A 23,258-nucleotide genomic window follows, 5' to 3' on the forward strand; every position below is an offset into this window, starting at 1 on the left:
GAACTGGCAAGGCGGACTCCGCTTTGCCACATTCGCTCTTTATATAAGTTCACATTTTCACAAATAAACCTTAATTTGGAAAGGAACGATGTTATTATGACAAGCAAAATCACGGAAAGAATTACAGGACACACAGAATTAATCGGGTTAATCGCCACTCCAATCAGACACAGTTTATCACCAACCATGCATAACGAAGCTTTTGCAAAATTGGGGCTTGATTATGTATACCTTGCTTTTGAAGTTGGGGACAAAGAGCTGAAAGACGTTGTACAAGGATTCCGCGCAATGAACTTACGTGGCTGGAATGTTTCCATGCCAAACAAAACAAACATTCATAAATACTTAGATAAACTTTCTCCAGCCGCTGAACTTGTTGGCGCGGTAAATACGGTTGTTAATGATGACGGCGTATTAACGGGACATATTACAGACGGAACTGGTTATATGCGTGCGTTAAAAGAAGCTGGACATGATATTATCGGCAAAAAAATGACGATTTGTGGCGCTGGTGGTGCGGCAACAGCGATCTGTATCCAAGCTGCTCTTGACGGCGTAAAAGAAATTTCTATTTTCAACAGAAAAGACGATTTTTACGCGAATGCTGAAAAAACTGTAGAAAAAATCAATTCGAAAACAGATTGTAAAGCACAATTATTTGATATCGAAGACCACGAACAATTACGTAAAGAAATCGCAGAAAGTGTTATTTTCACGAATGCGACTGGCGTTGGGATGAAACCTTTCGAAGGCGAAACACTTTTACCAAGTGCGGATATGCTTCGTCCAGAATTAATCGTTTCGGATGTTGTCTACAAACCAACCAAAACAAGATTGCTTGAAATCGCCGAAGAACAAGGCTGTCAAACACTTAACGGCTTAGGCATGATGCTTTGGCAAGGTGCGAAAGCTTTCGAAATTTGGACACACAAAGAAATGCCAGTTGATTACATTAAAGAAATCCTATTTTAAAAACTTGCAAAAGAACAAGGTTATCGCTAATCTTAAGACATAATATCGAATGAGGAGAATTATACATGAATAAAGTAGTCGTAAAGAATGTTACGTTTGGTGAAGGTGCGCCAAAAATTTGTGTACCAATGGTCGGTAAAACGGTTGCTGCTCTTAAAGAAGAAGCAGAAATGTTACAAACAATTGATTTGGACGTTGTCGAATGGCGCGTTGACTTTTTTGAAGATGTGAAAGATTTAGCTAAAGTGGAAGCTGCGCTTGGCGAAATTCGCGCAATTTTACCAGAAACACCGATTTTATTCACTTTCCGAAGTGCAAAAGAGGGCGGCGAGTTAGCTGTTAGTGACGAATTTTATTTTGAATTAAATGAAACACTAGCTGGTACTGGCAAAATTGATTTAGTGGACGTGGAACTTTTCAATGAAGAAGCGGACGTTTTACGCTTAATTGAAACAGCTCACAAGAACAATGTAAAAGTAGTGATGTCGAACCATGATTTTGATAAAACACCTGCGAAAGAAGAAATCGTTTCTCGTTTAACGCGCATGGAAGCACTTGGCGCGGATCTTCCGAAAATCGCCGTAATGCCAAAATCTGCTGGAGACGTACTAACTTTATTAGATGCAACGAATACCGTATCTGAAAAAGCGAGCCAACCAATCATTACGATGTCGATGGCGGGAACTGGTGTTATCAGCCGTCTTGCTGGGGAAGTATTTGGCTCCGCAATGACATTTGGCGCTGCGAAAAAAGCATCGGCTCCTGGGCAAATTGATGTTAATGAGTTACGCCATGTCCTTGATTTATTGCATAAACAATTTTAATGACATCAAAAACCTTAAATTTAGATTAATCGTCTAAGTTTAAGGTTTTTTTGTTATAATAAGACATCAGGAATTTTAAAGGAGACGGACCAAATGAAGAAGTTACTTTTTTTAGGTGATAGTGTGACAGATGCTGGGCGTGATTTTGAAAATGACCGCGAATTAGGACATGGTTATGTGAAATTGATTGCAGACCAGCTTGGAAAAGAAGATGTAACGGTGATAAATCGTGGCGTTAGTGCGAACCGGGTGGCGGATTTGCATCGTCGTATTGAGGCGGATGCGATTTCACTTCAACCAGATATAGTTACGATTATGATTGGGATAAATGATACGTGGTTTAGTTTTAGCAGATGGGAAGATACTTCGGTGACGGCGTTTAAGGAAGTATATCGTGTGATTTTGAATCGGATTAAAACGGAGACAAATGCGGAACTTGTTTTGATGGAGCCGTTTGTATTACCGTATCCGGAAGACCGGAAAGAATGGCGCGGCGATTTGGATCCGAAAATTGGTGCTGTGCGTGAACTTGCGGCAGAATTTGGCGCGACACTTATTCCACTTGATGGCCTAATGAACGCGCTCGCTGTCAAACACGGACCGACCTATTTAGCGGAGGACGGTGTGCACCCGACCAAAGCGGGACATGAAGCTATTGCTTCGATTTGGTTAGAATTCACCAAATAATCCTTTACAGAAAAATTTATCCATGCTATAGTTGGGTTTATGCGATGAGCCTACAAGCAGTGACTTAAGTATCACTGCCCCATTTTCCGCGTTATAGCTTTGTGGAAAGCTGCGGAAGATGACGCTATGAAATGCCCCTTAAAGTAATTTAAGGGGCATTTTTCTATAAAAAAGGAGTGTTTGTTTTGCAGAAAGAGAAAGCACCGATAGGACTTTATTTTTTATTAATTGCAGTGATGGCGAGTTGGGGCTTTAACGTCACGATGACAAAGGTGTTAGTTAGCTATTTTCCGACGGTTACGATGACGTCTTTTCGGATTTTCACCGCAGCGATTACCGTTATTATTATTTTATTTATTACGAAAAAATTGCGCCTGCCTACAAAGCGGGAATTTGGTTTGATTTTCCTAGCGAGTATTTTTAATATTGTTATCCATCATTTTTTCTTATCGAATGGGTTAAAGCTGACAACTGGGACGAATGCGGGGCTTATTCTTGGTTCTGCGCCGATTGTCGTGGCGATTTTTTCTGTGATTTTTCTCCGTGAACGAATTGGAGCTTGGCGAGCTGCCGGATTTTTAGCGGGGATTTTTGGGGTGAGTTTGGTCGTTCTTTCTAATGGGACGGGCGTGAGCGGGATTTCGATTGGAGATATCGACATTTTTATCGCGATGGCTTCTCAGGCGTTTAGTTTCATTATTATTAAAAAGCTCGCTGGATCGATGGACACGGGGCTAATGACGGGATATATGCTTTTCCTTGGTTCGGTTATGTTGTTTGCTGTAAGTCGTTTCATGGAGCCTGCCGGGTTGTCAGAATTAATGGCAGTTCACTCGTGGAAACTGTGGCTCTTGTTTGTCGTATCAGCAGTAGTCGCAACGGCTTTTGGTAATTTCGTTTATAACTATGCGGTTGGAAAAATTGGCCCATCGCGCTCCGCCATTTTTATGAATTTCAATCCATTATTTTCATTAATTGGCGCGTTGCTTTTCCTTGGTGAAGCAATTAGAATCCTACAGTTAGTTGGGTTCATTTTTATCATTATCGGCGTCCTGCTTGGTTCGGGGGCATTAATGGACCTTATTTATGAACGCAAAAAAAGAAAAATACGCGACCCGGAAAAGAAGTTTGACTTTTATTGACCTTTATATTATAATTTGGTTAGTTACTTATTAAAAGTAACTTTAAAATGATAGGAGGGATAGCATGAAATTGTTATTAAAAAATATTAATGAACTTGCTGCAAAACAAAAAAGTGAAGGATTAACTGCTTTTGAAAAAGAAAGACAAGCTGCCCTTCGTCAAGAATACTTGAAAAAAATCAGAGGGACAGTTCAAGATAATTTACACCATGTAACGATTATTGACCCACTTGGCGACGATGTAACTCCAAAAAAACTAAAAGAAATCCAAGCCGAATTAAGAGGCTGACATAAGTCATAGAAGGTTGAAAGAGCTCATTGCTTTTTCAGCCTTTTTTTTGATAGAGCTAATTTACCATCTTGCGGATTCGAGTAGAGAAAAATGGTGCCGAACGCTTCTAACAGTTTGATGGAGACCGGTGCTACAATCAAGGTGAGAAAGGAGAGGATAACATGGAAATTGCAATTGCAGCTGATCATGGCGGATTTCAGTTGAAAGAAAAAATCCGTGCGCATTTAATTGAAAGCGGCTACAAGGTGAAAGATTTTGGTTGTTATTCAGTCGAAAGCGTGGATTTTCCAGAGTATGCCGCTAAAGTAGGACACTTTGTTGCAACTGAAAACACTCTAGGTGTACTCTGTTGCGGAACAGGGATTGGAATGTCCATGGCAGCCAACAAAATCAAAGGTGTGCGTGCTGCTGTCGTTTCAGATGCTTTTTCAGCAATGATGACTAGGCGACATAATAACAGTAATGTTCTTTGTCTTGGCGAACGTGTTCTGGGCGATAGTCTGGCGTTACTCTTACTTGATACGTGGCTTGCGGCGGAATTTGAAGGCGGTAGGCATATGACAAGGCTCGGAAAATTGGCAGAGCTTGAAGAACGGGAGGGTGTTGAATGAAAATGATTGCGGCTTCCATTATGTGCGCAGACTCGCTTCATCTAGCTGACGAACTTCGCGCACTCGAACAAGCAAATGTAAAAATGCTTCATTGTGATGTGATGGATGGTGTTTTTGTAGAAAATGCAGCAATGGGCGCCTATGTCCTTCAAGATATAAAAAATAATACAGATATGTTGCTTGATATTCATTTAGCTACAGTGAATCCTGATAAATTTGTGGATTTGTATGCGGCGATAAAGCCGGCTTATATGTCTTTCCACGTAGAAGCTTCACCTGATGTCGATGCGACTATAAACCATATTCGTGAGCTAGGAATCAAACCATCCATCGCCATCAGCCCGGATACAGAGATTGAACAGATTTATCCATTTTTAGATAAAGTCGATATGGTTTTAATGATGACCGTTAACCCAGGATTCGCCGGGCAAAAATTCCAGCATCATGTACTAGAAAAAATCGAAAAACTTCAAAAAGAGCTTGAAAGCCACACCAATAAACCATTAATTGAAGTAGACGGCAATATTTTTGAAGAAACAGTTCGGTTGCTTGAATCAATTGGCGCAGATGTCTATGTCGTTGGAACAGCCGCATTATTTAACGACAAGGCAGGTAGTTATACAGAAAAACTGGCGCCACTCAGAGAAATTATCCAAGAAAGGTGAGGGAAAATGCATTTAGATTCAGCTAATTTAGAAGACGTGAAAAAAATTCAAACCAGCTCTATTTTTAAAGGAATTACTACGAACCCAACCATTTTAGTAAAAGAAAAATGCAATCGACAAACAGCGATTAATCGTATTTTAGAACTTACGGATAAACAAGTTTTTGTACAAACAGTTGGTTTTAGCTATGAGGAAATTTTGGCAGATGCGCGCATGTTACTAGCGATGTTTGGGAAAGAAAAAATAGCTATTAAGATTCCGGCGCATGAGGCTGGTATTAACGTGATCGATACACTCAAAAAAGAGGATAAAACCATTCAAATCTTAGGAACTGCTATTTATTCGGCTGATCAAGCAATCGCGGCTGCCTTGGCTGGGGCAGATTTTGTTGCCCCATATGTGAATAGGATGAGCGCAGCGAACATCGATCCTTTTAAAGAAATCGCTCAAATGCGTCATTTTTTTGATAAAAAGGCACTTAAAACACAAATTATGGCAGCGAGCTTTAAACATAGCGGGCAAGTAATGAAAGCCTACGAAAGTGGTGCAGATACGGTAACTATTCCTTATGAAATTTATTTGCAAATGACCAATAAAGTTTTAGCAGTAGAAGCAATTCGTGTCTTTAATAAAGATGCTACATTGTACGAAAAGTAACAATCTCCTTCTCATGTTGTGGAAGTGTGTGGAGAAAACTTGTGATGAAAGCGCATTCTTAAGCGCCAAACCCTATGCTATAATTAGGCTATCAAAGGGGGGAGACGCATGTATCTGGATAACAGAAGTAAAACACTATTTCAAGAAGTTATAAAAAATCCGAACATTACAAATAAACAACTCGAAGTAAAGTATAAATTATCGCGTTACCAAATCAGCTATAGTTTTCAGAAAGTAAACGAATGGCTCAAGTGGAAAAATTATCCAGAAGTAAAGCGTTCCAAAAACGGCCGATTTATATTAGAACCCGAGCTTACAGCGCTATTTTCTGAGAAAGAAACTCGAGATCCAAGCGTAGAATACTTACCTTCTGAAAATGAACGTGCTAATTTAATTTTGCTAATGCTTTTAACAGCAAAAGAAGAACTATCCCTCGCCCATTTTACAACGAAGATTCAAGTAAGCAAAAACACCATTCTTCGTGATTTAAAAGTAGCGCAAAAGTTACTTCCTAAAGAAACAACTGTCACTTATAGTAGAGCATCGGGTTATCAGTTAGCAGGCAGTGAGTGGGAGCTGCGCAAGGTTCTGACACAAGTTGTAAGTAGCGTTAAAGAGATGTTCCGAGGAGAACACTATTTCCTATCGTATTCAGGAATTGAAAAAGTTCAACTTATGGAAATTCGCCGCACACTCGAAGAAGCCGAAGCGATGATGCAAATAAAATTCACCTATGAACAAATCGAATTACTACCCTATTTGCTATCCGTGATGTTCTTAAGAATCAGAGATCGGCGCTTAATCGACACTGCTTTTCATATTGATGAGAAATCACTTTCAGACACGCGAGAATACCACATTACCGATATTTTGCTCGAAAAAACTGGCCCAGTTCCAGAACAAGAGCGACTTTTCATCACATTACAACTTCTTACAACAAACATTTTTTCCGGCGAAATTTTAACTGAAAAATTAACAGAAGACTTGGAAAAAGTTGTCCTCACATGCTTAGACTTATTCGAGAAAAAAGCACTTGTTTCCCTTAAAAACAAACATATCTTAATCGAAAAATTACTCTTACATTTAAAACCAGCCTATTACCGGATTAAATACCAAATGAATTTAGAAGATACGCTTTATGAAAAATTCAACCAAGAATTCGAAGCGTTAAACTTCATTGTGAAAGAAGCATTTGACCCACTTGCGAAATTTATTGGTCGTGAAATTCCAGCCGGCGAGATTTTCTTCATTTCTTTGTTTATTGGGAGCGATATGATACCGCAAAATGATATTTATCATAAGCAAAAACGTGCGATTGTTCTTTGTCCGAGCGGGGTTACTTTTTCGAAAATTATGGAAAATATTTTAGTAAAACTATTTCCGGAAATCCATTTTTATCCAACTATATCTGTTCGTGAATACGCCTTTTTTAAAGCAGAAGTAGATATTGTTTTTTCTTCCATTCCATTAAAAGATGGCGAAAATGTCTTTGTTGTTCAACCGTTTATGAACGATATCGAAAAAACGCAACTGCGGCAACACGTCTTACAAAACTTATTTGGAATGGGAAATCAGCTCACGAGTATTGATAAAATCATGGAAGTTGTGGAACGTAACGCCGATATAAAGGATTCAAATGCAATACGAGATGGAATTATTGATATTTTGTCGGCTAACACAGCTACAGATGAAAATAAACGCGTGAAAAAAGTCTATTTACATGATTTAATCACCGAAGACAACATCATGATTTGTGAGGATGTTAAAAACTATCAAGAAGCGATTCGGTTAGCGAGTCAGCCGCTGTTACTGCAACAAGCAATTACCGCAAACTATGTAAAGACCATGATTGATAACCATAAGTTCCACGATCCGTACATTATTATCGGTGAAGATATTGCCATTCCACACGCTATGCCTAATGCAGGGGTGAATCGACTCGCTATGTCTCTTTTAGTTGTGAAAAATGGCGTATATTTTTCAGAAACAGAACAAGTTCATTTCGTAATAGTTATCGCACCAGTGGATAAAGAGCAACACATTGAAGCACTTTACCAAATTGTTCATTTAGCAGAGAATCATCAAATTTTAGATGATTTGCTCGAAAACGTAACGAAAGAAAAAATCATGCAAACAATCAACCAATTAGTAATTAGAGAGGATGAATAAATTTTGGATAAACAAGCTATTTTAGATAATATTCACCAAACATGGCAAGAAGAAGCAAATGCGATTTCACGTTTGCCGGAAGTAACGAGTGAAGAGGCTCTCGTTAAAACGGTTGAAACAATCGCCGAGTGCACAGGGAAAATTGTCGTAGCTGGTTGTGGAACGTCCGGCGTCGCTGCGAAAAAATTAGTACACTCTTTCAACTGTATCGAACGCCCGGCAGTCTTTTTAACCCCATCAGATGCTGTACATGGAACTCTCGGCGTACTTCAAAAAGAAGATATATTGATTCTCATTTCAAAAGGTGGGAATACAGGTGAGTTACTTAACTTAATTCCTGCTTGTAAAACAAAAGGAAGCACACTGATTGGTGTAACAGAAAACCCAGATTCCGTTATCGCCAAAGAAGCGGATATCTTTTTCCCAGTGAGTGTAAGCAAAGAACCAGATCCGTTTAATATGTTAGCCACGGCAAGTACAATGGCTGTTATTGCAAGTTTTGATGCAGTTATTGTTTGCTTAATGACCTATATGAATTACACAAAAGAGCAGTTTTCCGTCATCCATCCTGGTGGTGCCGTTGGAAACAAATTATTAAATAAATAAACAAGCAGCCAGTCGGAGGGATGCAATTTGGATGTATTAGAATATTTTAAAGAAGAAATGGTTCGATTTTCAAACGAACAAGATAAAGAAAAATTACTTACAGAAATGGCGGAACAGTTGTGTGAAGTGGGCGCAGTAAAGCCAAGTTATAAAGATGCTGTAATTAAACGGGAAAAAGTTTTTCCAACCGGATTACTAACCGCGCACGCTGGGGTGGCCATTCCGCATACAGATAGCGAACATGTTATTCGGCCAGTGGTGGCTGTACGAATACTCAAGAAGCCCGTTTCATTTATTGAAATGGCCTCTGATAACGACGCAATCGATGTCAGAATTGTCTTTATGATGGCGCTAAGGAGTGCTGATGAACAACTAGATATGCTGCAAACACTTATTCAACTTATTCAAGACGAGGAGGTGATGACGACCTTACTTAAAGCGCAAGAGACGGGAGATGTTCTTTCCGCAATAGAACATTTTTCTAAGAATAATTAAGGGAGGTCGGGAATAAATGGGGAGTTTTTTTGCAAGTTTTGTAGACTGGCTAATAGGAAGTCCAGGTAGATTTGTCGTTAACTTAATTGAAGATAATATGTTAATTTTCATGTTCGTAGTAATGATTTATGCCACCACCATTTTATACGCCAAGTGGACACTCGCATACTACTTACCGAAAAAAATGAATCAGTTAGTAGAAATGAAAACGTGGGAGCTGGACGAATTATATGCAGCGTGGCAAACAGAGAAAAAAGCTCTACCGTGGTACATTCTCGTGCCAAGTCGAAATGAATTTTGGGTAAAATCAGCCCGAAACGCACCAGAATCAACGAAATTACTCCATTTTAGTCAACAAAAATTAAAACTAAGTGACAAAGAAAAGTTACAAAAAATCATAGAAATTCAATCTTGAGGTGATAATAGTGGCAAAAATAGTTCCGTCTGTTTTTGGAGCAGACATTGGCAGAATTAATGAACAGTTAGAGGTTCTAGAGAAAAATGGCATTGATTTATTACATGTGGATATGATGGATGGCTCGTTCGTCCCAAACATTGCTTTTGGCCCTGATCAAATCAAAATGATGAAAAAAGGCACGAAGCTTCAATTTGATGTGCATATGATGGTGTATGAACCAGACCGTTATATTCCAAGATTAGTGGAAGCAGGCGCACATATGATTACAGTGCACCAAGAAGCGACGACTCATTTGCACCGTACAATTCAACTAATTAAAAGTTACGGAGTTCGCGCGGGAGTGGTATTAAATCCAGGTACACCACCAAGCACTTTGGAATACGTGTTAGATGATATTGACTGTATTTTGCTTATGACTGTAAATCCAGGCTTAGGTGGTCAAAAATTCTTCCAATCAAGTTTAGAAAAAATTAGAAAAACCAAAGCGTATATTGGAAACCGTCCTATTCAAATTGAAGTAGATGGCGGAGTAAATGCTGAACTTGCGAAAGAATGCACACTTGCAGGCGCGGATTTAATCGTTGTAGGATCTTATTTATTTGAAGGAGATATCGAAGCGAATTTGGAGAAGTTATCGAAAGGAGTTTTAACAGAATGAAAGCTTTAAAATTATATGGAAAAAGAGATTTGCGTTATGAAGAAGCAGATATGCCAACAATCGAACAGCCTGATGATGTGATTTTGAAAGTAAATACAGTTGGAATTTGTGGTTCAGATATTTCGAGATACAGTAAACTTGGTCCGTATGTACCAGGAATGGTGTGGGGACACGAATTTTCAGGAGAAGTGATTGAGGTAGGTAGTGAGGTAACGGATATTGAGATTGGTGATAGGGCTGCCGGATGCCCAGCACTCTATTGCGGTGAGTGTGAATACTGTAAAAAAGGCGAATTCGCCCGCTGTCGGAAGCTAACAGTAATCGGAGCAAGACATCCCGGAGCCTATGCTGAGTATATCAAACTTCCAGCAGAAAATGTAGTAAAAATACCAGACGAATTAGATTATGAAGCTGCTGCACTTGTCGAGCCTTCCGCAGTGGTCGTTCATGGATTTTATCATACGAAATTACAAGCTGGCGATGATGTCGTCGTTGTCGGAAGCGGCAATATCGGTTTGCTAGCAATTCAATGGGCAAAAGTTTTTGGCGCAAGAAGGGTTATTGCAATTGATGTAGACGATAAAAAATTAGCGCTTGCGAAAGAAGTAGGAGCAGACGTAGTTATTAATTCTTTAAAAGAAGATCCATTAGAAGTAGTCGCTGCACACACGGATGGTCTAAATGCTGATTTAGTTGTAGAAGCTGCGGGATCACCTATTACATCTGCCCAAGTTTTTGCCTATGCGAAAAAAGGTGGAGGCGTCGTTTTCCTAGGAATTCCATACGCAGATGTAACAATCGAACGTTTCTATTTTGAAAAAATTGTGCGGAGTGAGCTTACAGTTTGGGGTTCATGGAACGCAATTTCTGCACCATTTCCAGGAAAAGAATGGCAAACAACCATTCACTTCTTAGCTAATAAACAAATCAACATTGAACCAATGATTACACATCGTCTTTCACTTGCTGAAGGACCAGAAGTTTTTGAGCGAATCTATGAAAGAAATGAATTTTTCGGGAAAGTATTATTTTTCCCAGAATGATAGGGGGATTTTAAGATGAAAAAGAAGAAAATTTATGTGTGTTGTGGGACTGGAATTGCGACTTCCACAGTTATTTCCAAAAAAGTGCGTGCGGTACTAGACGAAAAGCGCATTCCATATGAAATTAGTCAATGCACGGTTCAAGAAGTAGCGTCAAAAGTAAGCACATCTAAGCCAGACATTATTGTTAGCTCAACGACTGTTACAGGTGATGTTGGTGATGTACCAGTTGTCATTGGAAGATCATTTTTAACAGGCCTAAAAAAACAAGAAACAATCGATGAAATACTCGCGATACTTCAAGATTAAAGGGAGGGCACAAAATGGATATTATTCTAGATTTCTTTAAATATATTATCGGGCTTGGTGTAACAGTTATGATGCCAATTATCATTACCATTCTAGGCGTGATTTTCCGCAAAAAAATTAGTGTAGCTTTTAAAGCAGGGCTAACAGTTGGTGTTGGGTTTGTTGGACTAGGCGTTATCACTTCACTCATGTTAACGACTATTACACCAGTAACAAAAGCACTTGTAGAAAATTATAATTTTAAATTAACCGCAACGGATATCGGTTGGGGAGTTGGGTCATCACTCGCATGGGGAACAGAAGTCGTACCATTTGTTTTCGTCGCAATTATTGCAACCAATATTTTAATGATTGCCTTTAAATGGACGAAAACAATGGACGTAGATATTTGGAATTACTGGCAACCACTTTTCATCGCCAGTGCACTTTACTTAACAACAGGAAGCATGATTATTGCTATTCTTAGTTCGATTATCAATATGGCAATTATCTTCAAAATCGCTGACTGGACACAAAAAGATGTAGAGAATGTTTTAGGATTAGAGGGGATTTCTTTACCACAAATTCAAACTACCGGGTGGGCGCTTGTTGGTTATCCAATGAACTGGCTACTCGGAAAAATTCCCGGCGTTAGAAAAATCAATTGGTCCACAGAGAAAGTGCAATCACGTTTAGGTATTTTCGGCGAACCAATGCTTATGGGCTTAATTATTGGTGGTGGACTTGCCGCCATTGCTCAAATGCCGCTGAGCCAAGTACTGCAAACCGGAGTAACGATTGCCGCTAGTTTAGTGCTTATTCCGCGGATGGTTTCGCTTCTAATGGACGGGCTTACCGTTATCTCAGAAGCTGCCCATGAATTCATGGAAAAACGTTTTCCGGGTCGCGAACTATTTATCGGACTAGATTCAGCAGTGGGAATCGGTCATCCATTTGTACTTTCGCTTGGGTTACTCATGATTCCGATTACTTTAATTTTAGCGTTCATTTTACCAGGGAATAAAGTATTACCTTTAGCTGATTTAACGGCGCTTCCATTCTACATGATTTTTGCTATTGTTCCATCCAAAGGGAATTTATTTAGAGGGATTTTCACAGGTATTGTTATCGTCATTATCACCCTCTACCTTTCTGGAGCAGCGGCACCTTTAATGACAGAACTTGCAGGTCAAATTGGTTATAATATACCGAAAGACGCTGTAGAAGTAACCTCTCTAGCAGTTGGGACACAGTGGTATACATGGATTGTATATTACGGCCTTCATTGGTTCGGAGGTATTCTATAATTGCAATTTAACGAAACAAGCATTAGTTCGCGCTAATGCTTGTTTTATTTGCAGCGATGGTTTTTAGCTAGTAGACAACACATAGACAGTTCTATATAATAATAAGGAGAAGAAATTAGTACGGCGGAAGGAGATAGCAATGGCAGGCAAAATGAAACTTTTTTCTGTGACGAGTGAGAGACCACTTGCGACAAAAATTGCAGATTATTTAGATATACCTTTATGTGAGGTGGAGCTCCAGAAGTTCAGTGATGGAGAAGTGAAAATTAATATTGAGGAAAGTATCCGTGGAACGAATGCGTATGTGGTTCAATCGATGAACGCTAATGTCAACGAACGCCTAATGGAACTTTTAATCATGGTAGATGCCTTAAAACGCGCTTCCGTTCACTCAATCAATATAATTATGCCTTATTATGGCTATGCTCGTCAGGACAGAAAAGCACGCTCAAGAGAACCAATTACCGCCAAATTAATGGCCAATCTAATTCAAAGAGCTGGAGCAGACCGTTTAATCACAGTAGATTTACACGCAGCTCAAATTCAAGGCTTTTTCAACATTCCAATCGATCATCTTTCAGCAATTCCGCTAATTGGTGATTATTTAATAGAAAATTACGGCGAAAAAGACGTTGTCGTTGTCGCGCCAGATCACAGTGGTGTAGTTCGCGCCCGCAGAATCGCCGACCGACTAAACGCGCCAATCGCCATTTTAAACCGTAAACCAAGACCGAATGAAGACGAAATTATGAGCGTCATTGGCGATGTAAAAGGCAAAGTCGCAATCGTTGTCGATGATATTATCGATACCGGCGTCCGTGCCACCACTTCAGCTGATATTTTACTAGAAAAAGGTGCCGTAGAAGTCATCGCTTGCGCAACCCACTCCGTCATGGCCGGAAACGCAACCGAACGTTTGCAAAGCTCCAATATCAAAGAAGTCATCACATCTGACTCTATCGATCTTCCAGAAGACAAGCAATTCGACAAATTAACAACCATTTCTATCGGCCGTATTTTAGGACGCGCAATCGAAGGCGTTCAAGAAAATCGCTCGTTGCATCCGTTGTTTTAAAGGGTTAATGAAGAAAACAGTAACTTTTAGAGTTGCTGTTTTTTTGTTTTGGTTGTCTGTCGACCTTTGATAGCGTGAAAAACGTTGGGGATTGACAGAAAGTTGGGAATGGTTGGTGTGAGGGGAGTTTGATGGTTTTTGCTTTTAAAAATCATGTAGAGAAGGGTGGGTTTTCGTTGGTTTTTAGTCTGTCGACAGAAATAGGCTTTTGAGGTAAGATGAGGGTAAGAAGAAAAGTTAACGGGTTTTAGATACTTATTGTGAAATGTAAATGTTGTTAATGAAGAAGGAAAAGGTATTTTGAAATTCGTTTTAGATACTTATTGTGAAATGTAAATAGTGATTCGCTAAAACCTTTAAAAACTTCAAATCTTAGGTTTTAGATACTTATTGTGAAATGTAAATGTGACTTATTTTAAAAATATTGACAGAGCCCAGTTGCGTTTTAGATACTTATTGTGAAATGTAAATGCGGGATAGGTTTCGGTGAAGAAAATCAAGTCTCCTGGTTTTAGATACTTATTGTGAAATGTAAATACCGTTACATAGTCGAATGCTTCTTCGCTCGTCATTGTTTTAAATACTTAATGTGAAATGTAAATAATAGACCTAAGTGTGATATGATTTTTTTGAGGGGAAAAGTTTTAGTTACTCATTATGAAATGTAAATCCTGCCATCAGTTGTTTTATTCCTTGCGATTTCACTTTAGTTACTTAATATGAAATAATAAATGAGATTTGACTTTTAAAATCCTTACTCATCTTCCAACCCGAACCCGACTCAACAAGATTCGGGTTTATTTTTATCCCCCCACGTTAACAATTCCGCAACAAACACATCAAAAACCCCCAATTTCCTCTGAACCTCCAACTACACCACACACTCAACCTATGCTAAACTCAAAGAGAAAGTCAAAACCACATACATAAAAGGAGGATTTAAAATTGAAAAAGACCCTAATCCCAATACTACTCCTAACAATTATCCTGGCAAGCTGCTCCTCTCCAAATGAAAAAGTAACAAAAGACACCAAAATCTCCAAAACTATCACCATCCGAGCAGATTACAACATCCCGAAAAACATGGAAGAACTAGCAAATAACAGCAATTACATAGTCAAAGTAAAGCTGCTGCAAAACAAAGAAATTGGCAAAGACGGCAACACCATTAGCGAAGTGGAAATCTTAACTTCCTACAAAGGCGATCTAGAAAAAGGCGATAAAATAGACATTTCAGAACCATGGTACTTAAGCTCGGGTAAATACGTCGCAGTCGAAAACTACATTGCACTAGAAAAAGAACAAACATACACCATGTTTCTTGGCGAAAAAGACAAAGACACCCATCCCATTACTAGCATGGGTTACGGCAAATTCAGCGAAACTAAAAAAGAAGCCCAATCCGTCCTAGCTGATTTTAATACACTCGGGGAAGTACAAAAATATGATTTTATCTCAGAAAATCCGGATGATGTAGAAAACTACCAAGCAATCAAGCAACAAGTTTTCGCAAAATATAAATGAATAGATCCGAAAATTTGCTCAAAAGCGCAGTTGCACAAACCAAAAAATTCCGTCATAATAGAAAAAAATGACAGGAGCTGATAAATTGATTATTGATGTATTGCAACATGTGACGCACGAAGGACCTGGACTTATAGCGAATTGGGCGAAAGAGAATCAGCATCAGTTAAAAATACATTTATTATTTGAAGAAAATGCTCATGTTCCAAATGACTCGGATTTTTTAATCGTTCTTGGTGGGCCGATGGGGATAAATGATACCGCGGAATTCCCATGGTTGGCTGATGAACGTGCTTTAATAAAGCGATTAAGCGAACAAAATAAGCCAGTTTTCGGCGTTTGTCTCGGCGCGCAACAAATCGCCGCAACTTTCGGAAGTGAAATCACGGTAAATAAAGAAAAAGAAGTGGGCTGGTTCCCGGTCAAAAGAACTTCTGACAAGCTACCTTTTTTCCCAGAATCACTTCATGTTTTCCACTGGCATCAAGACACGTTTTCGTTACCAGCAGGTGCAACACGTTTATTTGCGAGCGAAGGCTGTTTAAATCAAGCTTTTCTGTATGCGGAAAACATTATCGGTTTACAATTTCATTTTGAAATGGAAAAGGCTGGGATTGAGACGATTTTGCAGATTGACGAGGAATTTATCACACCGGGCAAATATGTTCAAAGCCTTGCAGAAATGAAAGCGGAGGACGTTCCGGAAGATAATAAACAAATGCTTGAAGCTATTTTGGACTATTTAATAGATACAAAAACCATCTGATCAGTCAGATGGTTTTTTCTTTAATATCCAGTTTCAACAGAAGCATTGACGATATACATTAAATCATTTTTATCTTCTTTGTCTTCCAAGAAAATGCCGCTCGTTGTCATCATTCCGCCAGCCATTTTCTCAATTGTCACGGTGCCATAAGGGATAATCGCGCGAATGGTATCTTCATCGAGCTTATCCGCATCACACGGCAATGCCAATTTGATATTAACGACCATATTTTGCAAGTCGCCGTCTGGTAAAAGCCCTTGAATTCCCGGCATCGAGTTAGTGAAAATCGCATTTCGTACCGCACGTTCAGCTGCTTTTGTTATGTTTTGACCATGGACATCGACCCCAAAGCCAGTTTGGATAAATAAAATTTGTTCCATCAGAATCACTCCTTAAAATCTTTTATTAAAGCGGCGCCCGGTCGGTTTTTCGCATAGCCTTCCATTATTTCTGTGAAATGCTTTCCGTCCGTATCTGAGGAGTTGGCGAAAATTTCTGCCATTTGCTTGCGTTGTGCTGCGCCGAGTTCGTTTTCTAGATCTTTGCCGGCTGTCGTTAGGAAAATACAGCGTTGGCGTTTGTCGCGCGTGCCTTGCTCAATCGTGAGAAGTTCGCGCTCTTTCAGTTCCGCAAGTGGCTGGTGCAAGGCTTGTTTGGATATTTCTAAAAAGGTTAAAAGTTCATTAATGGTAAGGCCAGGCATCCGCGCTGTGAAAAATAAAATACGGTGATGCAATCTTTTTAGTGAATGTTTGGCAATAATTAAATCAGCTGTCTCTGTAAAAGCCTTATAACCGAAGTAAAATAAAGCGATTTGTTGATTCATGTTTTGCTCATTGTTCATAAATATACCCCTTTTTCTATCAATATGAACAGTATAGCATAAATTAGGAAAAGCAATAACGGATAGAGCATCACTTTTTTGGAAGGTTTTTCGCGTTCAAAAAGAGAACTTATTCAAAAATATTAGAAGGATTTGTGTAATATTAGTATTTTGAAACGGTCATTTGTGTACAAAATGTTACATTAATAGAATTTTCAAATTCCTTTTATTTGAATAAAAAAACGTTTTCTTTGTTGATTTAAAGCCATTCTCATAAAAATAAGATTGAATAATATGAATATTGGAACGAATCAAACGTGAAAAATATTACGAAAACGTATTGAGAGTTGTTTTTTAGGCGGTTATACTTTGGGAAGAAATTAACCACTAAGGAGACTTTAAATGAAAAAAGCACTGAAAATATTTCTTGCGATAATTTGTCTGTTCATAATGATATATCCTTCCACAGCAGCTCACGCAGAAGAAACGAATAATAATGTTACTATTCCGGATACAAATTTAAGAGCCTATCTCAATGGTCTACTCAAACAAGCAAGTGACGCGCCGATAACGAAAACGCAAATGAACACAATCCAAACCGTGACACTTTCTGGAAACACTTATACAGATTTAACTGGTTTAGAAGAAGCGGATAATCTTGTCACGCTTTCACTCAATAATACGAAAATCACCACACTCGCACCAATCAAAAACCAAACATCTTTGACTTACATAACAGTTGGTGGCGATAACGTGGTAGATAGCCTTTTCGTAGATCTAAATGGACTTGTTAATTTACAAAGCCTCAGCATTAGCGGAAGCGAAGTGACACATAATGTCTTCAAAAATTTTAATAAATTACCGAAATTAACTTATCTTTATGCGCAAAACTCCATGAAAATTACGGACATCTCGGCGCTCGCATCTTTACCAGCATTAACGACACTTTTCGTGCAATTTGACGGAATTGATGATTTTAGACCGTTAAATGACTTTGAAAGTTTTAAAAATGGAAACTTAAAAGCACTCGCAGCTTTCGGACAAAATACCGGCCGAACAAATCCGCGCATTACACTTAAATCGAGCAAGCTGAATTTTAACGAAGCAAACCAAACGTTATATCTACCATTTTCGATGATGCCAAATCCATTAACTAGTTTCGATGGAACCGTTGCACCTTTTTCAAAATCAACTTCCGCGAGTAATACGTATTTAGGATTTAACGATGTGGCACTTCCGAGTTCACGTCTGACAATTACCGATGACGGCATTACCGTAAGTGGCGTAACAAAAGAAGAAATCGATAATCTAACAGAAATTGAATACAATGCGCGCTATGATTTTCCAACGGGCAGCTACCCAACACCCCCAAGCATGACGTCCTATACAATTTCAAGCGGAACATACGATCAATATTTTGATATTAGTCATACGCTAGATTTAACTGCCGATGAGAATTTTGATTATAACCAATACGATGCCATTTCAGAAGCACAATTTTTAAAAGATGTACAAGCGAAAACAGACGATGGAACTGCTGTAACAAGTGATTTTGATCAAGTTGTGAAGCTCGATGTGCCAGGTGAATATACCGTGACATTAAACGCGGTAAATGCTGCTGGACTTAAAGCAGCACCTGTAAAAGTGAAAGTAACCGTTCACGAAAAACCAGTTATTACAGCCGATCCGAAAATTTCTTATAAGCAAAAAACGACGAAATCAGCAGATGGATTTTTGGCAGAAATCCATGGTTCAGTCACTGGAAATGCCATTTTAACAAGCAATTTTGATCAAGTTGTAGATTTAAACTCCCCGGGCGAATACACCGTAACTTTGAATGCTGAAAATGAACGTGGCCAAAAAGCAGATCCTGTAACCGTAATCGTGACAGTAACTGCAGGCAACAGTGAAGCAATAATTCCAACCCCACCAACACCAGAAGAAAAACCCACACCTCAAGAAGAAACAAACAATAACAACACCATCCCAGACATCATTAGCGAAAACTCCGAAGACCAAGCACCAGTGAAAGAAACAACCGAACAGGCGAAATTAACAACGAAAGAAAATAATGTGGCGAAAACAGAAAATACAAAACAACCAGAGACGAAAGCACTTCCGAAAACCGGCGATAAAGGAATGGGCGCATCACCGTTAGCCGGAATTATGCTTAGTTTCATCGCACTCATTATGTTCAGAAAAAGTAAATTCTAAAATATGTGAAACAATTCGCAAAAACAACGAATGATAGGCCTAAAATCATTTTTATAGGGTAATGAATACTATAAGAAAAGTTGTAGGAGGGTTTATATGATGGAAAAATATCATCGCATTCTTGTAGCAGTGGATGGCTCTGAACCAGCCAAATTAGCCTTTGAAAAAGGACTGGAATTAGCGCTCAAATTAGACGGGGTACTTGGAATTGCAAGTATTGTCGATTTACGTGCCTTTTCTCCAAATGTTTCTTATGATGGGAGCTTGGAAGAAAAAGCAGAGCTCGAACTCAAAACGCAGGTCAATGAATATGCTGATAAGGCCAGAACAGCAGGAGTGAAGCATGTCGAAACTTTTGTTGCTAAAGGCAATCCGAAAATCTTACTTTCTACAGACATTCCAGCAGAGTTCCAAGCAGATTTAATCATTTGCGGAGCGACTGGGATGAATCGAGTGGAAAAACTAGTACTAGGTAGCGTTTCTTCTTATATTATGGCCCATGCAATTTGTGACACATTAATAGCTAGATAAAAAAGAGTGGTTATCTTCTGAAATGGAAGATAGCCACTCTTTTGCTTATCAAAATGGATCAAAGTAAGTGTATTCAGTTACGCCGCCTTCAATTGGTTTACTGATGCGGTTCAGTTCGTCGACAATTTTTTTGGCATCCTCACCGAACACAGGGAGCGGCTGGTAATTATTTTCGGTCGTGCTACCATCTGAATTTTCATAAGTAGGAACGATTGAAATATCTTTTAGAACGATTTTATTATCTGCTTTCGTAAAGCGAAGTTGGAACATCGAAGTCATGCGCGAAAGTAGCGTTGGGTCGGCTCCGAACGCGAAGTCGCCCATGCTATAAACGATATATTTATCTTTATATTTTTCCACACTTTCAAGGCGGTGTGGGTGCGAGCCCATAATTATATCAGCACCAGCGTCTAAAATCGCGTGGCCAAATTCAGTTTGATAATTCGTTGGCGTTTCGCGGTATTCGACACCCCAGTGCATATTGACAATAACTAGTGTATCTTCTTTTTTATATTTTTTAACATCATTTACAATTCTTTCGAGATAGGCAGGGGATTGCTGACTCATGCGGCAATCGTAGCCAAGCATAACTGTTTTCATACCTTTAATGGTTGTTTCAAGTGGAGCATCCGCATTGAAAACTGGAATATTGTTGTCTTTAAATGCTTTTAATGTTTCGTCATAGCCAACTTGGAAATAATCCATGGTGTGGTTGTTTGCGAGATTGGCCGCATCAACACCACTTGCTGGTAAAAAGGCTACGTGAGCGGGATCGCTTTTGATGCGCCACATTTTATTCTCAGCTTTTGTTGCATTTGTAAAAGCACTTTCGGCGTTTATTACAGTGTAGTCATCCGATTTGAACCAAGGAAGACAGTTTTTAAAAACATAAGTATTGTCGCCGTTATTTTTTTTGAATACATTATCGAATTTAAGGTGTTCGGGTGTTTCTGGATAGGTTCCGAATGAGTTATCGCCAACCATTGTTAAGGTGACAACGCCTTTTTCTTTTAATCCTTGTTGATTCGTTGCTGCTGCGGCGTAAAACCAATCGTATTGCGTTGTTTTTTCGATAGCTGATAGTTTTTTTTCACTTTCGAGAAAGGCTGGATATACTTTACCAAGCGCTTTTTCGTCTGCTTTACCAGTTGTATATGACTCAACGGCTTCTAAGCAAGTTGTTAGATTTTGGAGATATTCGCCGGAATTATTTTTTTCGGCGGGGTAGGATTTTAGTTCTTTAATTAATTCATTTAAATCGGAAATAGACGCTTTGTCTGCTCCGGAGCTTGCTAGGGAATTCAAGGTTTTCTTAGCTTGTGCTGAAATAGTTTTAACATTAGCTGGCTTTGTTTTTTTCGGTGTCTCGGTTGGAGTAGCTTTTTGTTCCGTTTTGTTAGTGGAATTCGTAATCCAAAAAGCGCCGACAATAAAAACAAGCACCAAACCAGTGATAATAATATAAGTAAGTTTCTTCAACTAGATGTCCTCCGTGGTTCCTTTTTCTCTAAGTATAGTAATTGTATGGGAGAAAAACAAGTCTTTATTTAGTAAAATAAAAGCCCAAAATAATATATTTTGGGCTTTTAATCGAACTATTTATTTAGAACCATTTTCAACGTAGCTTAAATCATTTACATCACCAATAGTGAATTTACCATCTTTGTAAGTGATTTTAGTTACACTTGCATTTTTGATACCAGCAGCAGGAAGTTTATAACCTGGTTCGATAGTATCAAGAAGCGCGCCAATGCTTAGTCCGTGGGAAACTAATAATACATTGCTATCGCCATTTTTGCTTTCTTTTTTAGCAACTTCTGTTAAACCATCTTTTAGACGAGCTTGGATTGTTGCATAATCTTCAGCAGGCCAGTTTTCGCCTTCTTTAACACGAGTTTTATCAAGAGCAGCTACGCTATCCGCGAAGCCTTTTGGAGAGATACCAGCTTTTTGCCATTCTTCTAAAGTTTTACCTTGGCTTTTCGCAATATCAGTCCACATATTTTCATTTAAATCGCCTTCATAAGAACCAAAATTGAATTCACGGAAACGTGCATCCGTTTGAACTTCTTTATCAGCAGATTTAGCGCTTTCTTTTAAAATTAAGTTTGCAGTTTGGATAGCACGACCACTGTCACTACTATAAGCTGCAGAGAAATCAACGTCTTTCAATCCTTTACCAGCACTTGTAACTACTTTTTCACCAGCAGGAGTAAGAACTGCATCAGACCAACCTTGTACGCGGTCAGTTGTGTTTAACATTGTTTTACCGTGACGCACTACATAAAATGTCACAGTGCCGTCTTCTTTAGTTTCTTTTGTTTCCTTTTTGTCTGCATCTGTGCTGTTACCGCAACCTGCAATTAGCAGTACTGCGCATAACGCCATCAATAATTTAAAAATATTTTTCTTCATCTTGTTCTCCTTTTTTTGTTTTTTTAGCAAAATAAAAACCTAGATAAATCGAAAATTCGCCCAAAAAGCCAATTTTTGATTTATCTAGGTTATGCCCAGGTTGGTTACATTCCTAAATAAGGTTATTTTGTTTATAGGACGATTTTATCATGGATGGAAAGCGGTTACAAGTCTAATTTTAGTAAAAATAGTAAAATGTGAAAATTTTATTTTGAGAGGAAAAGTGAAAAAAATAAAGAAATTTATTGCTAAATGTTCGAAAAAACACAAACTATTAAAAAGCCTTTATTTGCAATTGATTTGGGCGTTTTTTTGTGTTAAATTTAACTTAAAGATTGGAGGTGGAGACACAATGAGATTAAAGATAAATTGTGATTTTGATTCTAAAATAATCCCAAAAGATTTTCAAAGTAAAGTTGTTAGTCTGTTCAAAGCGGGGATTACGAAATCAAGTCCAGAGAGATATGAGGATTTGTTTGGCGGGAATAAACATAAGCAATATACGTTTTCCGTATATCTGCCCAAACCTCGAAATAAAGGGGCAGAAATTCAGCTCGATGAAGCGAATTGTATTATTAATTTTTCAACGGGAGATGCGGAAACGGGAGTCATTTTTTATAACGCATTGATCAGTTTGAGAGGTAGCAAAGTTTTATTTGGAGCTGGGAATCATATTACGGTAAAAAACATCCAAATAGTCCCGGAGAAAAAAATTATCGGCAATCGGACAGTTTTGAGAACGCTTTCACCACTGGTTAGTCGAGCTCATGATAGAGAAACTTTCAAGAATTGGTTTTACAGTTTTGAGGATGAGGAATTTGAGCCAACTTTGAAAAGAAATATATTGCCTTATTTAATGGATGCATTTGGTGAGCAAGCTCGTTATGATTTGGAGAAATTGAAAATAACGCCAATTTCGATGAAGAAAGTAGTTGTTTATTGCCACGAGATACATATTGAAAGCTCGGTCGGGATTTTTGAATTGGAGGCTGAGGCTTATTTGCAGAAGTATTTGGTGGAGAATGGGCTTGGGACGATGACAGGATCGGGGTTTGGCATGATCGAGCAGCTTTAGA

Annotated in this window: 26 protein-coding genes and 1 CRISPR repeat array; of the genes, 22 read left to right on the forward strand and 4 right to left on the reverse strand. The window is 38.7% G+C overall.

Going from position 1 to position 23,258, the window contains the following annotated elements; genetic code table 11:
* Positions 1-96 precede the first annotated feature (96 nt).
* The 19 genes from HCJ30_RS01300 (at position 97) to HCJ30_RS01390 (ending at position 16,199) form a co-directional block, all read left to right on the forward strand.
* On the forward strand, positions 97-972 hold the full coding sequence (locus HCJ30_RS01300; protein WP_023547987.1) for a shikimate dehydrogenase: 876 nt from the start codon (positions 97-99) through the stop codon (positions 970-972).
* 65 nt (positions 973-1,037) lie between these two features.
* Positions 1,038-1,796 (forward strand): type I 3-dehydroquinate dehydratase, encoded by a 759-nt coding sequence (gene aroD / locus HCJ30_RS01305; protein ID WP_185390659.1) that lies wholly within the window; start codon positions 1,038-1,040, stop codon positions 1,794-1,796.
* 93 nt (positions 1,797-1,889) lie between these two features.
* Complete coding sequence (locus HCJ30_RS01310; RefSeq protein WP_185390660.1) at positions 1,890-2,483, forward strand: SGNH/GDSL hydrolase family protein; 594 nt, start codon at positions 1,890-1,892, stop codon at positions 2,481-2,483.
* Between the two features lie 185 nt (positions 2,484-2,668).
* Positions 2,669-3,625 carry a DMT family transporter gene (locus tag HCJ30_RS01315; RefSeq protein ID WP_185390661.1) on the forward strand — a complete coding sequence of 319 codons (957 nt, stop codon included), beginning with the start codon at positions 2,669-2,671 and terminating at the stop codon, positions 3,623-3,625.
* A 64-nt stretch (positions 3,626-3,689) separates the two neighbouring features.
* Positions 3,690-3,914: a DUF896 domain-containing protein gene (locus tag HCJ30_RS01320; RefSeq protein WP_003721282.1), complete on the forward strand. Its 225-nt coding sequence runs from the start codon at positions 3,690-3,692 to the stop codon at positions 3,912-3,914.
* A 164-nt stretch (positions 3,915-4,078) separates the two neighbouring features.
* The gene (rpiB, locus tag HCJ30_RS01325; RefSeq protein ID WP_070228604.1) at positions 4,079-4,528 is read left to right on the forward strand and encodes a ribose 5-phosphate isomerase B; all 450 of its coding nucleotides are present in this window, start codon (positions 4,079-4,081) and stop codon (positions 4,526-4,528) included.
* Positions 4,525-5,193 carry a ribulose-phosphate 3-epimerase gene (locus tag HCJ30_RS01330; protein WP_185390662.1) on the forward strand — a complete coding sequence of 223 codons (669 nt, stop codon included), beginning with the start codon at positions 4,525-4,527 and terminating at the stop codon, positions 5,191-5,193. Before rpiB ends, HCJ30_RS01330 begins: the two co-directional genes overlap by 4 nt.
* 6 nt (positions 5,194-5,199) lie before the next feature.
* Positions 5,200-5,850, forward strand: a complete 651-nt coding sequence (locus tag HCJ30_RS01335) for a transaldolase family protein (protein WP_185390663.1) — start codon at positions 5,200-5,202, stop codon at positions 5,848-5,850.
* Between the two features lie 108 nt (positions 5,851-5,958).
* Entirely contained in the window at positions 5,959-8,019 is a 2,061-nt protein-coding gene (locus HCJ30_RS01340) for a BglG family transcription antiterminator (RefSeq protein WP_069889764.1), read from the forward strand.
* A 3-nt stretch (positions 8,020-8,022) separates the two neighbouring features.
* Positions 8,023-8,625: a KpsF/GutQ family sugar-phosphate isomerase gene (locus HCJ30_RS01345; protein ID WP_003730557.1), complete on the forward strand. Its 603-nt coding sequence runs from the start codon at positions 8,023-8,025 to the stop codon at positions 8,623-8,625.
* Between the two features lie 27 nt (positions 8,626-8,652).
* On the forward strand, positions 8,653-9,120 hold the full coding sequence (locus tag HCJ30_RS01350) for a PTS sugar transporter subunit IIA (RefSeq protein WP_069009506.1): 468 nt from the start codon (positions 8,653-8,655) through the stop codon (positions 9,118-9,120).
* Positions 9,121-9,136: 16 nt separating this feature from the next.
* Positions 9,137-9,535 carry a hypothetical protein gene (locus HCJ30_RS01355; protein ID WP_185390664.1) on the forward strand — a complete coding sequence of 133 codons (399 nt, stop codon included), beginning with the start codon at positions 9,137-9,139 and terminating at the stop codon, positions 9,533-9,535.
* A gap of 10 nt (positions 9,536-9,545) precedes the next feature.
* Positions 9,546-10,196, forward strand: a complete 651-nt coding sequence (gene rpe, locus HCJ30_RS01360; RefSeq protein WP_003725716.1) for a ribulose-phosphate 3-epimerase — start codon at positions 9,546-9,548, stop codon at positions 10,194-10,196.
* Complete coding sequence (locus tag HCJ30_RS01365; RefSeq protein WP_185390665.1) at positions 10,193-11,239, forward strand: galactitol-1-phosphate 5-dehydrogenase; 1,047 nt, start codon at positions 10,193-10,195, stop codon at positions 11,237-11,239. Before rpe ends, HCJ30_RS01365 begins: the two co-directional genes overlap by 4 nt.
* 15 nt (positions 11,240-11,254) lie before the next feature.
* Positions 11,255-11,548: a PTS sugar transporter subunit IIB gene (locus HCJ30_RS01370; protein ID WP_003727301.1), complete on the forward strand. Its 294-nt coding sequence runs from the start codon at positions 11,255-11,257 to the stop codon at positions 11,546-11,548.
* A 14-nt stretch (positions 11,549-11,562) separates the two neighbouring features.
* Complete coding sequence (locus HCJ30_RS01375; protein ID WP_003725719.1) at positions 11,563-12,834, forward strand: PTS galactitol transporter subunit IIC; 1,272 nt, start codon at positions 11,563-11,565, stop codon at positions 12,832-12,834.
* A 139-nt stretch (positions 12,835-12,973) separates the two neighbouring features.
* Positions 12,974-13,909 carry a ribose-phosphate diphosphokinase gene (locus HCJ30_RS01380; protein ID WP_185390666.1) on the forward strand — a complete coding sequence of 312 codons (936 nt, stop codon included), beginning with the start codon at positions 12,974-12,976 and terminating at the stop codon, positions 13,907-13,909.
* A 244-nt stretch (positions 13,910-14,153) separates the two neighbouring features.
* A CRISPR array of direct repeats spans positions 14,154-14,579; the repeat unit is 29 nt; unit sequence GTTTTAGATACTTATTGTGAAATGTAAAT.
* Between the two features lie 275 nt (positions 14,580-14,854).
* Positions 14,855-15,433, forward strand: a complete 579-nt coding sequence (locus tag HCJ30_RS01385) for a netrin-like domain-containing protein (RefSeq protein ID WP_185390667.1) — start codon at positions 14,855-14,857, stop codon at positions 15,431-15,433.
* 85 nt (positions 15,434-15,518) lie between these two features.
* Entirely contained in the window at positions 15,519-16,199 is a 681-nt protein-coding gene (locus tag HCJ30_RS01390; protein ID WP_185390668.1) for a type 1 glutamine amidotransferase, read from the forward strand.
* A 20-nt stretch (positions 16,200-16,219) separates the two neighbouring features.
* On the opposite strand, the gene HCJ30_RS01395 is transcribed toward HCJ30_RS01390, so the two are convergent.
* Positions 16,220-16,579: a Lin0512 family protein gene (locus tag HCJ30_RS01395; protein ID WP_181334177.1), complete on the reverse strand. Its 360-nt coding sequence runs from the start codon at positions 16,577-16,579 to the stop codon at positions 16,220-16,222.
* A gap of 5 nt (positions 16,580-16,584) precedes the next feature.
* A complete protein-coding gene (locus tag HCJ30_RS01400; protein WP_185390669.1) occupies positions 16,585-17,043 on the reverse strand; it encodes a MarR family winged helix-turn-helix transcriptional regulator in 459 nt (152 codons plus the stop codon).
* 381 nt (positions 17,044-17,424) lie between these two features.
* On the opposite strand from HCJ30_RS01400, the gene HCJ30_RS01405 reads away from it, so the two are divergent.
* Together HCJ30_RS01405 and HCJ30_RS01410 are read left to right on the forward strand one after the other, a co-directional pair.
* Entirely contained in the window at positions 17,425-19,236 is a 1,812-nt protein-coding gene (locus tag HCJ30_RS01405) for a LapB repeat-containing protein (RefSeq protein ID WP_185390670.1), read from the forward strand.
* A gap of 99 nt (positions 19,237-19,335) precedes the next feature.
* Positions 19,336-19,767 (forward strand): universal stress protein, encoded by a 432-nt coding sequence (locus HCJ30_RS01410; RefSeq protein ID WP_185391559.1) that lies wholly within the window; start codon positions 19,336-19,338, stop codon positions 19,765-19,767.
* A gap of 48 nt (positions 19,768-19,815) precedes the next feature.
* Here the strand turns inward: HCJ30_RS01410 and HCJ30_RS01415 are convergent, their stop codons facing one another.
* Both HCJ30_RS01415 and HCJ30_RS01420 read right to left on the reverse strand, forming a co-directional pair.
* Entirely contained in the window at positions 19,816-21,246 is a 1,431-nt protein-coding gene (locus HCJ30_RS01415; RefSeq protein ID WP_185390671.1) for a CapA family protein, read from the reverse strand.
* Positions 21,247-21,366: 120 nt separating this feature from the next.
* Positions 21,367-22,182, reverse strand: coding sequence for a histidine phosphatase family protein (locus HCJ30_RS01420; protein WP_185390672.1), 816 nt, complete (start codon positions 22,180-22,182; stop codon positions 21,367-21,369).
* 352 nt (positions 22,183-22,534) lie between these two features.
* On the opposite strand from HCJ30_RS01420, the gene cas6 reads away from it, so the two are divergent.
* Positions 22,535-23,257 carry a CRISPR-associated endoribonuclease Cas6 gene (gene cas6 / locus HCJ30_RS01425; protein ID WP_185390673.1) on the forward strand — a complete coding sequence of 241 codons (723 nt, stop codon included), beginning with the start codon at positions 22,535-22,537 and terminating at the stop codon, positions 23,255-23,257.
* The last annotated feature ends 1 nt before the right edge of the window (position 23,258 follow it).

It is taken from the genome of Listeria cossartiae subsp. cossartiae, from assembly GCF_014224155.1.
Classification (GTDB): domain Bacteria; phylum Bacillota; class Bacilli; order Lactobacillales; family Listeriaceae; genus Listeria; species Listeria cossartiae.

Excerpts from the sequence above, each read along its gene's own strand:
- HCJ30_RS01370 (WP_003727301.1), top strand. The coding sequence starts at position 11,255 with ATGAAAAAGAAGAAAATTTATGTGTGTTGTGGGACTGGAATTGCGACT.
- HCJ30_RS01330 (WP_185390662.1), top strand. The coding sequence starts at position 4,525 with ATGAAAATGATTGCGGCTTCCATTATGTGCGCAGACTCGCTTCATCTA.
- HCJ30_RS01375 (WP_003725719.1), top strand. The coding sequence starts at position 11,563 with ATGGATATTATTCTAGATTTCTTTAAATATATTATCGGGCTTGGTGTA.
- HCJ30_RS01405 (WP_185390670.1), top strand. The coding sequence starts at position 17,425 with ATGAAAAAAGCACTGAAAATATTTCTTGCGATAATTTGTCTGTTCATA.
- HCJ30_RS01380 (WP_185390666.1), top strand. The coding sequence starts at position 12,974 with ATGGCAGGCAAAATGAAACTTTTTTCTGTGACGAGTGAGAGACCACTT.
- rpiB (WP_070228604.1), top strand. The coding sequence starts at position 4,079 with ATGGAAATTGCAATTGCAGCTGATCATGGCGGATTTCAGTTGAAAGAA.
- HCJ30_RS01410 (WP_185391559.1), top strand. The coding sequence starts at position 19,336 with ATGGAAAAATATCATCGCATTCTTGTAGCAGTGGATGGCTCTGAACCA.
- HCJ30_RS01300 (WP_023547987.1), top strand. The coding sequence starts at position 97 with ATGACAAGCAAAATCACGGAAAGAATTACAGGACACACAGAATTAATC.
- HCJ30_RS01335 (WP_185390663.1), top strand. The coding sequence starts at position 5,200 with ATGCATTTAGATTCAGCTAATTTAGAAGACGTGAAAAAAATTCAAACC.
- HCJ30_RS01400 (WP_185390669.1), bottom strand. The coding sequence starts at position 17,043 with ATGAACAATGAGCAAAACATGAATCAACAAATCGCTTTATTTTACTTC.
- HCJ30_RS01395 (WP_181334177.1), bottom strand. The coding sequence starts at position 16,579 with ATGGAACAAATTTTATTTATCCAAACTGGCTTTGGGGTCGATGTCCAT.
- HCJ30_RS01355 (WP_185390664.1), top strand. The coding sequence starts at position 9,137 with ATGGGGAGTTTTTTTGCAAGTTTTGTAGACTGGCTAATAGGAAGTCCA.
- cas6 (WP_185390673.1), top strand. The coding sequence starts at position 22,535 with ATGAGATTAAAGATAAATTGTGATTTTGATTCTAAAATAATCCCAAAA.
- HCJ30_RS01420 (WP_185390672.1), bottom strand. The coding sequence starts at position 22,182 with ATGAAGAAAAATATTTTTAAATTATTGATGGCGTTATGCGCAGTACTG.
- HCJ30_RS01310 (WP_185390660.1), top strand. The coding sequence starts at position 1,890 with ATGAAGAAGTTACTTTTTTTAGGTGATAGTGTGACAGATGCTGGGCGT.
- HCJ30_RS01320 (WP_003721282.1), top strand. The coding sequence starts at position 3,690 with ATGAAATTGTTATTAAAAAATATTAATGAACTTGCTGCAAAACAAAAA.
- HCJ30_RS01365 (WP_185390665.1), top strand. The coding sequence starts at position 10,193 with ATGAAAGCTTTAAAATTATATGGAAAAAGAGATTTGCGTTATGAAGAA.
- HCJ30_RS01340 (WP_069889764.1), top strand. The coding sequence starts at position 5,959 with ATGTATCTGGATAACAGAAGTAAAACACTATTTCAAGAAGTTATAAAA.
- aroD (WP_185390659.1), top strand. The coding sequence starts at position 1,038 with ATGAATAAAGTAGTCGTAAAGAATGTTACGTTTGGTGAAGGTGCGCCA.